The organism is Prevotella rectalis (assembly GCF_900607215.1).
GTDB lineage: Bacteria > Bacteroidota > Bacteroidia > Bacteroidales > Bacteroidaceae > Prevotella > Prevotella brunnea.
Genome location: NZ_LR027820.1, coordinates 613,813 through 625,563, shown reverse-complemented (window position 1 = coordinate 625,563; position 11,751 = coordinate 613,813). Strand labels below are relative to the sequence as shown.

At 39.9% G+C, this 11,751-nt stretch carries 12 protein-coding genes (1 of these 12 only partly in view); 2 read left to right on the top strand and 10 right to left on the bottom strand.

Annotation, left to right across the window (positions count from 1 at the left end; genetic code table 11):
* The 7 genes from E0E16_RS03525 to E0E16_RS03495 form a co-directional block, all read right to left on the bottom strand.
* The coding region (locus E0E16_RS03525) for a helix-turn-helix domain-containing protein (RefSeq protein ID WP_165444186.1) at positions 1 to 370 on the bottom strand (370 nt) is incomplete at its 3' end.
* A 256-nt stretch (positions 371 to 626) separates the two neighbouring features.
* Complete coding sequence (locus tag E0E16_RS03520) at positions 627 to 1,166, bottom strand: beta-class carbonic anhydrase (RefSeq protein ID WP_130828864.1); 540 nt, start codon at positions 1,164 to 1,166, stop codon at positions 627 to 629.
* Positions 1,167 to 1,642: 476 nt separating this feature from the next.
* Positions 1,643 to 2,227, bottom strand: a complete 585-nt coding sequence (locus E0E16_RS03515) for a LemA family protein (protein ID WP_130828862.1) — start codon at positions 2,225 to 2,227, stop codon at positions 1,643 to 1,645.
* A gap of 40 nt (positions 2,228 to 2,267) precedes the next feature.
* Positions 2,268 to 3,065, bottom strand: coding sequence for a TPM domain-containing protein (locus E0E16_RS03510; RefSeq protein ID WP_130828860.1), 798 nt, complete (start codon positions 3,063 to 3,065; stop codon positions 2,268 to 2,270).
* Positions 3,066 to 3,557: 492 nt separating this feature from the next.
* Positions 3,558 to 4,940: a tRNA lysidine(34) synthetase TilS gene (gene tilS, locus E0E16_RS03505; RefSeq protein ID WP_130828858.1), complete on the bottom strand. Its 1,383-nt coding sequence runs from the start codon at positions 4,938 to 4,940 to the stop codon at positions 3,558 to 3,560.
* A complete protein-coding gene (locus tag E0E16_RS03500; RefSeq protein WP_130828856.1) occupies positions 4,930 to 6,126 on the bottom strand; it encodes a class I SAM-dependent rRNA methyltransferase in 1,197 nt (398 codons plus the stop codon). The genes tilS and E0E16_RS03500 overlap by 11 nt, the downstream gene beginning before the upstream one ends.
* A 5-nt stretch (positions 6,127 to 6,131) precedes the next feature.
* A complete protein-coding gene (locus E0E16_RS03495; protein ID WP_130828854.1) occupies positions 6,132 to 6,779 on the bottom strand; it encodes a 3'-5' exonuclease in 648 nt (215 codons plus the stop codon).
* 96 nt (positions 6,780 to 6,875) lie between these two features.
* On the opposite strand from E0E16_RS03495, the gene E0E16_RS03490 reads away from it, so the two are divergent.
* Both E0E16_RS03490 and lolA1 read left to right on the top strand, forming a co-directional pair.
* Positions 6,876 to 9,308 carry an FtsK/SpoIIIE family DNA translocase gene (locus E0E16_RS03490; RefSeq protein ID WP_130828852.1) on the top strand — a complete coding sequence of 811 codons (2,433 nt, stop codon included), beginning with the start codon at positions 6,876 to 6,878 and terminating at the stop codon, positions 9,306 to 9,308.
* A gap of 20 nt (positions 9,309 to 9,328) precedes the next feature.
* Positions 9,329 to 9,928 carry an outer membrane lipoprotein periplasmic chaperone LolA1 gene (gene lolA1, locus E0E16_RS03485; protein WP_130828850.1) on the top strand — a complete coding sequence of 200 codons (600 nt, stop codon included), beginning with the start codon at positions 9,329 to 9,331 and terminating at the stop codon, positions 9,926 to 9,928.
* A gap of 46 nt (positions 9,929 to 9,974) precedes the next feature.
* On the opposite strand, the gene E0E16_RS03480 is transcribed toward lolA1, so the two are convergent.
* From E0E16_RS03480 to E0E16_RS03465, 3 genes are all read right to left on the bottom strand, one after another.
* A complete protein-coding gene (locus tag E0E16_RS03480) occupies positions 9,975 to 10,571 on the bottom strand; it encodes a DUF4738 domain-containing protein (RefSeq protein WP_130828848.1) in 597 nt (198 codons plus the stop codon).
* Positions 10,572 to 10,676: 105 nt separating this feature from the next.
* Positions 10,677 to 11,465, bottom strand: a complete 789-nt coding sequence (locus E0E16_RS03475) for an MBL fold metallo-hydrolase (protein WP_130828846.1) — start codon at positions 11,463 to 11,465, stop codon at positions 10,677 to 10,679.
* Between the two features lie 262 nt (positions 11,466 to 11,727).
* Positions 11,728 to 11,751 carry the 3' end of an IS30 family transposase gene (locus E0E16_RS03465; protein WP_439650604.1) on the bottom strand. It continues 654 nt past the right edge of the window, so 24 of the gene's 678 nt are visible here — the last part of the coding sequence; its start codon lies off the right edge, out of view — the gene reads right to left on this strand; its stop codon occupies positions 11,728 to 11,730.

The following is an 11,751-nucleotide window of genomic DNA, read 5'->3' as shown; positions in this document are numbered from 1 at the left end:
CCCCTGTTGTATCATTATGAATGATATTATAAATGGATTGGTGGGACACCTTTATTCCCTCATTCTTGCGCAGATAACCTGATATTTGTCGTGGAGACCACTGGTCATTGGTGATATATTCCTTAATTCTCCAGACTAATTCGTTAGAGAGCCTGGCGTTCTTTACCGTTCTCTTTCTGCGCTGCATAGCCATATCGTGCGCCTTTGTCCAGATATACTTTTCTGATGGCGTGCTGTTGCGTTTGATTTCACGTGATAGTGTTGACTGACTGATGCCGACGATTGTGGCAATCTCTTTTCTCCCTGTTTTCTTTTGGAGTAAGGCGAAAATTTGCGACCTTTGCTCCGAGGTTAATTGATGATATTTCACAATACAAAGTTAATTAATCTTGGGGAGACAGAGGTCTCCCTTTTTTATTTGTATTGCTGGTTGTTTTTTTTCCTCGCCGAGAGATGCAGACAACCTCTCGCTACGCTTCGAGAACGTCTGCATCTCTCGGCGAGGGCTACTCTTTTATTGCACTTCGTTTTGGAACTTGCAATTGCACTTCGTTTTGGAACTTGCAATTGCACTTCGTTTTGGAACTTACAGTCGATTTTTCTAAAGACAGTTGCGTATGCCTGTTTTACAGCACTTCTGACAGTTTGCCTGTGTGCGAGTCGATGATAAATCCTCTCACCGTAAACCCTCGTGGCATCAGTGGATGGCATTTAATAGTGTTTACCGTGAGTTTTACATCTTCTTCTACATCATCGAACCCACTGAAAAACCTTTCAAGGTTTACGTGTTTGGCAGCCTTTTGTAGAGACTCATCGCTGATACCTTCCTGTTTCATAAGGTCTATAAAGTGTTGGGCTTTCATCCGACAGAGTCCACAATCGGAATGGTGAACCACCATAATCTCCTTACACTCCAATTCATATACAGCCACTAATAATGACCGCATAACTGAGTCGTAGAGAGAGAGCATGGTACCGCCAACCACTTTAATAAACTTTGCATCACCGTTTTTCAATCCCATGGCTTTGGGGAGTAGCTCGGTAAGACGAGTATCCATGCAACTCAACACTGCTAATTTTCTGTTTGGTTGCCCTGATGTGGCATAATTTTCATATTCTTTTTGTTCCACAAACCGAATATTGTATTTCAATATTTCTTCTATCATAGTGGTATATATCTTTTGGACTCAAAAGTATAAAAATTTTCTTTAAAATTAGATTTCAGAGTAAAATAAATCTAAAACTTTAGTTTTTAATAGATATACCTCTCTCGGATCGAATGGCATAACACTTTCAGCCTGCAAAATGAGCTATAAGTTTAATTTTGCACATCGTACCTCAAAATCAATCTCATAAAAATAATTGAATTAGTAATTCGAAATCATAGTTTTTCCAACGCGATAACCTTGACGATTCCTCCTTCTGAAACAAATGTTTGAAATAAATGGAAGAAATGAGAAATCGAAAGAATTATTCAATCGAACATGATATACATAACACTTAGCATCTGAAACCTTAGCTTTTGATACGCAAAAGCTAAGGTTCTACTCTGCTAAATGTAAGATACTGATATTCAAAAGATTGTAAATCTCAAAAATCCTGTTTATGAAACCGGATTCGAACAATGATTCAAAAAGACTTGTTAGATATCCAAATCGGGGGCTTTCTCGGCGCCTTTCGCTGATTGAAACTTTACCATTTTATCAAATCCAAACAAATGGGCGATCAGGCTGTTCGGAAAATGTCGGATGGTACGGTTATAATCCTGCACCGATTCATTATATTTCCTGCGAGCTTCATTGATACGATTTTCCGTTCCTTCCTCCTGTTTTTGTAAAGCGAGGAAATTCGCATTGGCCTTTAGTTCAGGATAGGACTCTGCCACTGCGATTAGTCGGGAGAAAGCTTGAGCAAGTTGAGACTGTGCCGTCTCAAACTTTTGTATGCTTTCCGGTGTAAGATTATTGGCATCCAAATGGATTTGAGTGGCAGCGTTGCGCGCCTTTGTAACAGCCTCGAATGTTTCTTTTTCATGTTTGGCATAGGCTTTGACGATTTTTGCCAATTGAGGCATCATGTCTGCTCTTCTTTGATAGGCAGCTTCAATGTTGCTCAAAGCCGTAGTGGCAGATTCTTCCTTATCCACCATGCCATTATAGCCAGAGAAGAGCCAAAGCCCTATAATCAAGACAACTCCAATAACAATTAATAATGTTTTATTTTTCATATTGATTTTAAATTAAGTTATTCTCTAATGGAAACACAACCTACCACCCACCACCGGCACCACCACCGCCAAAGCTACCACCACCGAAGCTACCTCCGCCGGAGCTACCTCCGCCGGAGAAGCCTCCTCCAAAATGTCTGTCGTTAAGATGCCCGGGGTTGCCCCATATCATCGGACCAAAGCCACCGCCTCCTCTTCCATGTGGTCCGCCCTTTCCTCCATTGTTCTTTCCATAGAAAGCCCAAATCAGCCAACCTGCAACAATGATGATAACCACAATGGCATAAGCATCAGAGCCATCGGCATCATCCGTGTCTTGAAGGAGTATCTTGCCTGTCTTGAATTTAAAATAAATAGTCTTGGCAGTAGAGAGCAACGCCCTGTCAGCATTATCTTGTCGCATATTTTTGACAATACATTCACGACCTATTAAATCACATTCAAGGTCGGTTAAGTCGGCTTCTAAGCCTTCACCCGGTGCAATGAAATATTTTTTATCATCAACAGACACGACCACGACCAAACCTCTGTTGGTTTTCTTATCTCCAACCCCTTGACGATTGCCAATATCTTGCGCGACACGAAATACATCTCCATTCAAGACGCGCGACACAATGACGTAAACAGTCTGTATTCCCGTTTCCTTTTCCAATTGGTGAATATAGAAGTCGGTGGAATCTTTCATATCCGGGGACATAATCCCCTCAGGATCGCAAACATACTTTCGAGCATCTTTCAAATGAACCATGGGAATATCATTGGCAGACCACTCCTTCGCCTGAAGAAACTGACTCGCCAAACCTAACAATAGAATCACTAAAATTTTTGCTCTCGACATATACATGAGGATGTAAAATGAAAGTCCACTGCAAAGGTACGACACAAAAGGCACTAAAAGAAGAAAATATTGAAATAATCCAATAGTGTCCTAAATTTTCTTCATTCATCCACCCAAAGCTTAGCTTTCACTTTCCAAAAGCTTATCTTTTACACTGCAAAAGGTCATGAATTGGAATGTAAAAGCTAAGCTTTTAAATCGCAATTAATATCATCCTGATTATCAATAGATTACGAAGTATCTTCCCAATACATTTTTTGTAATATAATTTCATGATGCCGGGCAGGTCGAATGTTCGCTGTCAAGCGTCTGTTTACCACCACCTGAATATGAATTGGAGGTACACGCCATATATGATTGAAAGAAAACACATCACGCCTTATGATTTATGCGATGTTTCGTGAGTTTTCGAAAAAGTGTTTAGGAGACTATTGGAAATAATCACCGAAAAAAGCAAGAAATTACTTCACAATCCCTACGCAATAACTCATACTAATGCTTGCATCTAATAATGAGTATGGTACGTGTTTGGACTGTCAATCGATACCGATTATCCAATCTCTGTCCAACAACCCAGACGATACGAGCTTTTGCGTCGCAAAGCACAAGCTGACGGCGTTTTTCAAAGACATTCATCTTGATATCAGTAAGAAAATCACTGACGAGTTTGGTACCATTCATGCCAAAAGGCACGAATCGATCTCCTTTCTTCCATGGACGCAATAGTAGCGGAAATTCTATCTTATCCCTGTCAATTGCAATTTCCAAGAGTCCATCGGGGAGTTCAAAGCCTTCTTCAAGCTCCGCCGCTTTCACTTTCAGTACAGTACCTTTGGAATAGATATAGGTTCCCATCTCCGGAATTTTCATCTCTTTCTCAAAAGGCAAAATAAGAGGGGATACGATTATTTCATGCCTGTCTATCAACAACTCATGGCTTTCCGATTGCCAATGCTTACCCGGTTGCGTGCCTAATGATTGGGAAATTTGTTCTATCTGCGAAGGGGTAAAGCCAAAAGGCGAAAAGATATAATAAAGCAAATAATCAGGTGAACAAAACTCTTCAATCGAATTAATAGCAAGATGAACAGGCTTCGATAGCAAGTTGGGATACCGCAAGGATTGCAGAAAGCAATGCAAGTCGTCTTCGTCTCCTTTAATTACTTTGCTTAAATAATTACTTATAGACTCTTCCACGATTCGATTGGCATCAATGGAAAAAGAAGACAATTTCAACAAAGCTGAAGTTACTGATGGGTTCATCTCTTCTAATAAGGGCATGAGAACATTCCTTACCTTGTTGCGTTTGAAATCAACGTTGAAATTGGTGCTGTCGGTAACAAAGTCTTGGTGATTTTTTCTTAGGAAAGTTTCGATTTCATGTCTTGTGCAGTTTAATAATGGGCGAATGATGACTCCCTGCTTTGGTCTTATTCCCACCAGTCCTTTTATCCCCGTACCGCGGATGATGTTCAGCAATATCGTTTCGACTGAATCTTCCCGATGATGGGCAACGCAAACACCGGAAGCCCCAATGTCTTGAAGTAAATTGGCAAAATATCTGTAACGCAAATCGCGCGCAGCCATCTCAACACTTACTTTATGAGTTTCGGCATATAAAGCTGTTTCAAAATGAATTACATGGAACGGAAGATTGAGTTTCTGAGCTAAAATTTTGCAAAACGCTTCGTCCCGATAACTTTCCTCTCCTCTTAACCGAAAATTACAATGAACTATTTCCAATCGGTAGCCAAGTTGATGCAAGACATATAAAAGTGCCACGCTGTCGGCTCCACCAGACAAAGCGACAAGATAAAGTTTCTCTTTATCTAATAGCTGAAAGGATGTTATATACTCACGAACTTTACTCAACATACAATACTAAGCCTTTGAGGTACTCCCCCTCAAGATGATAGATATTGATGGGATGGTCTGCCGGCTGATGAAGTTGATGTAGTATGCGAACCCTCCTACCTGCCTGTGTGGCAGCAGTAAAGACAGCTTGCCTAAACTGTTCCTTAGTGACAACTTGCGAACAACTAAATGTAAATAAAATGCCACCATGTTTGATCTTCTCAAGCCCTTTGAGATTTAAACGTATGTAGCCACGTAATCCGTTGCGCAGCGCGGAACGATGTTTCGCGAATGCCGGCGGATCAAGCACCAGTAAATCGTACTTTCCATTATTCTCGTCCAGATATTTGAAAGCATCCGCACAATAAGCCGTATGCCGCAAATCGTTGGGGAAATTTAGATTTATGTTTTCATTTGTAAGTTCTATTGCTTTTGCCGAGCTATCCACAGAATGAACCAATTTTGCCCCTCCACGCATGGCATAGACCGAAAAACCTCCTGTGTAACAGAACATATTCAATACGGTTCTATTCTTGGCATAGAACTCAAGCAACCTTCTGTTATTCCGCTGATCTATAAAAAAACCGGTCTTCTGCCCTTTCAGCCAGTCTATCTTGAATTTTAATCCGTTTTCTATGGCAATATTGTTGTCTGTTCTTCCATATAAGAATCCATCCTCTTGCTGCAAATTGGCTTTATATGGAAGTGTAGTCTCACTTTTATAATAAATGCTATCTATCTGTATACCAAAAACTTTTATGATGGCATCAGCGACCTCTTTTCGGTTAATGTGCATGCCAACGGAATGAGCTTGAACCACACAAGTTTTGCCATAAACATCCACAATAAGTCCGGGAAGATTGTCCCCCTCGCCATGTACCAAACGATAGGTTGTATTTTGCAATTCGGGAGCATTGGCGGACTTGATAACCCCAATAGCCTTACGCACTTCCAAGGCTGTCCTGATTCGTTCTTCCCAAAATCGAGCGTCAATGGTGATATCTTCAAAGGATAATACTCGTATAGCAATGGAACCTATCTGATAATGACCAATGGCGATAAACTCATCATGACTCGTAAGCACTCGCACAATTTCACCCTCTTCAATATCTTCGGCTTTTCGTGCCACCGCTCCTGAAAAAATCCACGGATGATAACGATGGAGACTCTCTTCTTTTCCTTTCTTCAGATATATCTTTTTATACATATTCTTTATTGGTTTGCGAGATTAAAATTTAACGTTTCCCCCTCGGATAGCGTTTCATAGTCTTGCGTGGATGCCAATTCCTTCAATCGCTCATATATTTTTATACATGCCCAAGCATCTGTTGCCGCATACAACTGTTGCTTTTCTGTTAAGGTTTTATTTTCCCAATTGGTCAGCTGCTCTCTTTTTGAAATGCGTTGATGGAACAAATTAGCGTAAAGTTTTTGCAAACTTAAATCTTCTATTCCAAACTCATGGACTATATCTTGGAGATCTACAAACTTCCCTTTTTTAAATTCCCCTCGTTGTCTCAACATTAAAAAATCATCATCAAGCGACAGGCCTATCTTCAGCACTTTAGTATCCTCCAGCAAACGGATGAGACAAGGGGATAAGCCTAATCGGTTTAACCGGAAAAGGAAGCAAACTTGGTGAGTACTCACTTGAAAGAGCGCGACCTTATTATGCTTACCTTTTTTAAATACAGGACGTGTCTCCGTGTCAATCCCCAAAATATTTTGTGCCATTAGATAATCCACGGCTTTCTTCGCTTCCGGCTCGGCAGATATGACTATTATCCTCCCCGGGAAGACAACCCTTGGAAGCGCAGGTATGAGTTTTTTATTGAACTTACTGTATATCTTTGTCAGCATGAATTATGTTTTCAATTGCAAAAGTAGAAAAAACTTCGGATATTTTACCTTTTTATGGCTTAAAATTGCTACTTTTGCAGTAAAATATACATAATAATGGTAAGAAAGAAAACTGAGCGCAAACCTAAGACATTTAGCGAAGCAATCGGCATCAATTATATCATCAACGATAAAACAAGTTTCGTATTCGGGCTTATCCTTCTATGCTTTGCGGCGTTTATTTGCATCGCTTTTATAAGCTATTTCTCCACAGGGAGTGCTGACCAGAGCTTGGTTACTGCCTTACGCCCGGGAGAAATTGAAAACAGTGGACAGGAATTCCAAAACTCCTGTGGTTCCATCGGTGCCATATTATCTTATTATCTCATCTCAAAATGTTTCGGAATACCGGCTTTTATCATTCCGCTTTTTATCATAATTTGCAGCGTTAAAATGATAAAAGCTTATGAAAAAACCAACTTATGGAAATGGTTTTTCGCTATGGCAATTATCATGATTTGGAGTTCGGTTACATTTGCTAAATTCTTAACGCCGGTCATGGGCGAACAGATTTTTAATCCGGGAGGAGATCATGGGGCTTTTTGTGTTCAATACTTGGAAAATATAATCGGCTCTCCCGGACTCATAGCCCTCCTTATCATCATTATGGTGGCTTTTCTTACTTATCTGACATCAGAAACCATAATTATCGTTCGCAAGTTGTTGAACCCCGTTGGCTACATACGAGATAGAGTAAAATTTACCATTGTTAATCATTCTACGGAGACAGAGCGCGAAGAAGATGACTCTAACCCGGAGAAAGCAAAAGCCAACTTCATTGATCCGCTTCCGCAAACGGTGGAGTTTTTAGATGACGACATCCCTCAAAACGATAAAAGAGAAATAACTTCTAAAAAGAAGTCGGATGTTACGGAAAAAGACACAGAAGTAGGGCTTCAGATTCAAGACACGAAAAAAGAAGAAGAAGCTGTGGGAAAGACGGTTGCCGGGCAAGCGGACTTATCAACCCCCATCAATCCTCACGAACCTTTTTTGCATTGGAAGTACCCAACGTTGAACTTGTTGAAAAACTATGACTCCGATGCTCAAATCAGCTATGTGGACAAAGAAGAGCTTGAAGCGAATAAGAATAGAATTATTAAAGTGTTGGATGATTTCGGGGTTCAAATCCGAAGTATTAGAGCCACCGTTGGCCCTTCAATTACACTCTATGAAATAACACCGGCGCAAGGAATCAGAATATCCAAGATAAAAAACCTTGAGGACGACATCGCCTTGAGTTTGGCAGCTATCGGCATCCGTATCATCGCACCGATGCCCGGAAAAGGAACAATTGGAATAGAAGTTCCTAACGCAAAACCATCTATTGTGTCCATGTACTCCATTCTTAACTCAAAGAAGTTTCAAGATTCTACCATGGAGCTGCCCATAGCGTTAGGAAAAACTATAACCAACGATGTGTTTATGGTGGATCTTGCCAAAATACCACATCTTCTTGTAGCCGGCGCCACGGGACAAGGAAAGTCAGTGGGTCTGAACGCTATCATCACTTCCCTACTCTACAAGAAACATCCCAACGAATTAAAAATAGTTCTTGTTGACCCCAAGAAAGTGGAATTCAGTATCTATGCTCCCATCGCCAAACCGTTCATGGCTGCGGTTGAAGAAAATGAGGAAGAACCTATCATCACAGATGTGCAAAAAGTGGTTAAGACACTTAAAGGTCTTTGTGTGCTCATGGACGAACGCTACGACATGCTGAAAGCTGCGGGAGCAAGAAATATCAAAGAGTATAACAAGAAATTCCTCACTCGCAGACTCAACCCGGAAGAGGGGCATCACTTCATGCCTTATATAGCTGTTATTATCGATGAGTTCGGCGATTTAATCCTAACAGCAGGAAAGGAGATTGAAATGCCCATTACTCGTATTGCTCAATTGGCACGTGCTGTAGGCATTCACATGATTATTGCAACTCAACGCCCTACTACTACTATTATCACCGGTAATATCAAAGCCAACTTCCCGGGAAGGATTGCTTTCCGCGTTGGTGCGATGATGGACTCAAGAATTATACTTGACCGACCGGGAGCGCAACAATTGGTTGGACGAGGAGATATGTTGTACTTAAATGGCGGAGAGCCCACCCGTGTTCAGTGTGCGTTTGTGGATACACCCGAGGTGGAAAATATATCCAAATTCATAGCTTCACAGCCCGGTCCAATACAACCATTGGAGATTCCGGAGCCAATTTCTGAAGATGGAATAACGGGTGGAGATGGTTTTGATTCACAAAATATGGATCCACTGTTTGAAGAAGCTGCAAGAGCTATAGTGCTCAACCAACAAGGTTCAACCAGCATGATACAACGTCGTTTTTCAATTGGTTATAACAGAGCAGGCAGACTAATGGATCAGATGGAAAAAGCCGGAATAGTTGGGTCAGCTCAAGGTTCCAAACCAAGAGAAGTACTGATAGGAGACGAGACAAGTTTGGAAACTCTGTTGTCCAGACTTCATGGTAGATAAATTTTTTAATGTACAAAATAATGAAAACAAGAAAAATACTATTTATCACATTAGGGCTATTATTGTGTACGAGTTTATTTGCACAAAATGCCAAATCCGTTTTAGATAAAACTGCTGCTATTGTTGGCAGAAAAGGAGGAGCCGCGGCAAACTTTGCCATTAACAGTCAGCACTATGGCAATATCTCCGGAACCATCGCGATTAAAGGCAATAAATTTAAGGCTGTTACACCTCAATCTACTGTGTGGTATGATGGAAAAACGCAATGGGCATACATGAAAGGCACCAACGAAGTAAATATTTCCACACCTAACGAAGCACAGCGATTGTCGATGAATCCATATACCTTTCTTTCAATTTACAAAAATGGTTATAACCTATCTATGAAGACAGGCGCAAACTATCAGATACATTTAAAAGCCATTCACCCTGCCCGTAGTGTACAAGAACTTTATATTACGATTACCAAACGGTATCAACCGCAACAGATTAAGATGTTGCAAGGTGGTAAATGGATAACCATAAAAATCAGTAATTTCAAAGCCATCAACCAATCAGATAATCTTTTCAGATATAATGCTAAAGAGACAAAAGGCGCGGAAGTTATAGACTTGAGATAAAGGTTATTCTTGAACAGACAGTGAATAAACTTCTTTAGAGAAAAAACTAAATTCCCTCTTCCTCAGAAGCCTCAAGTTCTGTTTTGGAATTATGTTGATAATCATCGGTATCGAGTTGCCCGGCATTTGTTATATGCACAGTACCAAGATTATTAATTGCGACATCTATGGGAATAAACTCATCGCTGTTTGGGTCAGGATCTCCGATACTGGCTCCAAATTTAATATGGTTACCCTCCACTTTGTCAAACATAAATCCGGCGAGAATCCAATGCTTTGCGTATTTACTGCTCGTGTAGGTTTTAAAATCACTCTTTGAAAAGGTGCGACTAAAGAAAGTGCTTCCATTTTTTCTAATGATTTTCAAATCAATCTTGTTATCATAAAATTTTCTTCCGTCTTCATTTGAAATCATTGGCAGACTCTTATCCGCATATCTATGAATTATTATCGTAAAAGTGTTTCCCATCCATTCTATGTCTTTCTTATATTCAAAATTGGATAATTGCTGGGGTTTATAAGAAACTTGGGGTTTGGGCGCAATCTTGGTTATGATTACATCTGTTTGTTTTTCTTTCTTGCACGAGAAAAACATCAAGGCTAAAATCCCTAAAAAGAGAGTGGGCAAAATATTTCGTTTCATAATTATAAATAATTCAATGCAAATGTAACACTTTTCTTCCACAAGCTTGCAATTCTTCTTTAATAATCACAATAAATTTATTTTGCAGAAAGCGATAAAGCAGAATCAAATAAGGTTATAGACCTCACTTGGGGATTTTCGTTTCAGTACTTCCAATCCAAAATCCTTACCCGGGCGCAGTCCGCTATCATTTAATATTGTTTCTATAGTCTTACGCGCAAGTTCCGGATGATTATTTTCATCGCTTAAATGACAAAGCCAGACATTTCGAAGATTGGTAGTGGCATTTTCGACAATGGCAAAAGCACAATCACGATTACTCAAATGACCATTTTCGCTGCTGATTCGTTCTTTAAGATATTGAGGATAGGGTCCGGCTAACAGTTTTTCGGTTTCATGATTTGCTTCAATGACAAGATAATTCGCACGAGCAATGTAGTTTTTTATTTCCTCCGTAACATGACCACAATCCGTTACAATAGTAAAAGCAACTTGTTCATGTTTTACATAATAGCCAACACAATCTTTGCTGTCATGAGGTACGTTGAAGGGAGTTACTTCAAATTCGCCAATCTTCTTAGGTTTCCCCTTTTCAATAAGTTTTATCATGGATGGCTCCAATGCTTGACGTTTAATTCCTTGATGAACAAGCGAAGTAGAAAAAACCGGAACCATCAATTTTCGACTCAGCGAGCCCACAGATTTAACATGGTCGGTATGATCATGCGTAAGAATAATATGCCGCACCATGGATAACTGCAGCCCATAACTATTGAAATGCTTTTTCATGGTTCTGACACCTACGCCACAATCTATCATTAAACAATCGGTCTCGGTATATAAAAGATAGCAATTCCCACTACTACCACTTCCTATTGATAAAAACTTAAGCATTGAAAAATTTTTACGCAAAAGTACTAAAACATTTCAATATGACAAAATTTTCGCTTGGCTTATTCCTCCAATTTGCATGCTACATGGCAACGCAGAGTCAACCAGCAAGTGCAAAATTATAAAACGTATTTGAAGAATTCACACTTTGGAGTAGAAAAGTTTAATTTTTCTCTCGGTCTTTCGTTCAATTTCTTTTGTATCGACATAATTCTCTTGTCTGTGTAATGTTCAAACGAATCCTTTTTCGGTATATATTGTCTGATTAGTTTATTTGTATTCTCAATAG

Excerpts from the sequence above, each read along its gene's own strand:
- E0E16_RS03490 (WP_130828852.1), top strand. The coding sequence starts at position 6,876 with ATGGTAAGAAAGAAAACTGAGCGCAAACCTAAGACATTTAGCGAAGCA.
- lolA1 (WP_130828850.1), top strand. The coding sequence starts at position 9,329 with ATGAAAACAAGAAAAATACTATTTATCACATTAGGGCTATTATTGTGT.
- E0E16_RS03520 (WP_130828864.1), bottom strand. The coding sequence starts at position 1,166 with ATGATAGAAGAAATATTGAAATACAATATTCGGTTTGTGGAACAAAAA.
- tilS (WP_130828858.1), bottom strand. The coding sequence starts at position 4,940 with ATGTTGAGTAAAGTTCGTGAGTATATAACATCCTTTCAGCTATTAGAT.
- E0E16_RS03500 (WP_130828856.1), bottom strand. The coding sequence starts at position 6,126 with ATGTATAAAAAGATATATCTGAAGAAAGGAAAAGAAGAGAGTCTCCAT.
- E0E16_RS03510 (WP_130828860.1), bottom strand. The coding sequence starts at position 3,065 with ATGTCGAGAGCAAAAATTTTAGTGATTCTATTGTTAGGTTTGGCGAGT.
- E0E16_RS03475 (WP_130828846.1), bottom strand. The coding sequence starts at position 11,465 with ATGCTTAAGTTTTTATCAATAGGAAGTGGTAGTAGTGGGAATTGCTAT.
- E0E16_RS03515 (WP_130828862.1), bottom strand. The coding sequence starts at position 2,227 with ATGAAAAATAAAACATTATTAATTGTTATTGGAGTTGTCTTGATTATA.
- E0E16_RS03495 (WP_130828854.1), bottom strand. The coding sequence starts at position 6,779 with ATGCTGACAAAGATATACAGTAAGTTCAATAAAAAACTCATACCTGCG.
- E0E16_RS03480 (WP_130828848.1), bottom strand. The coding sequence starts at position 10,571 with ATGAAACGAAATATTTTGCCCACTCTCTTTTTAGGGATTTTAGCCTTG.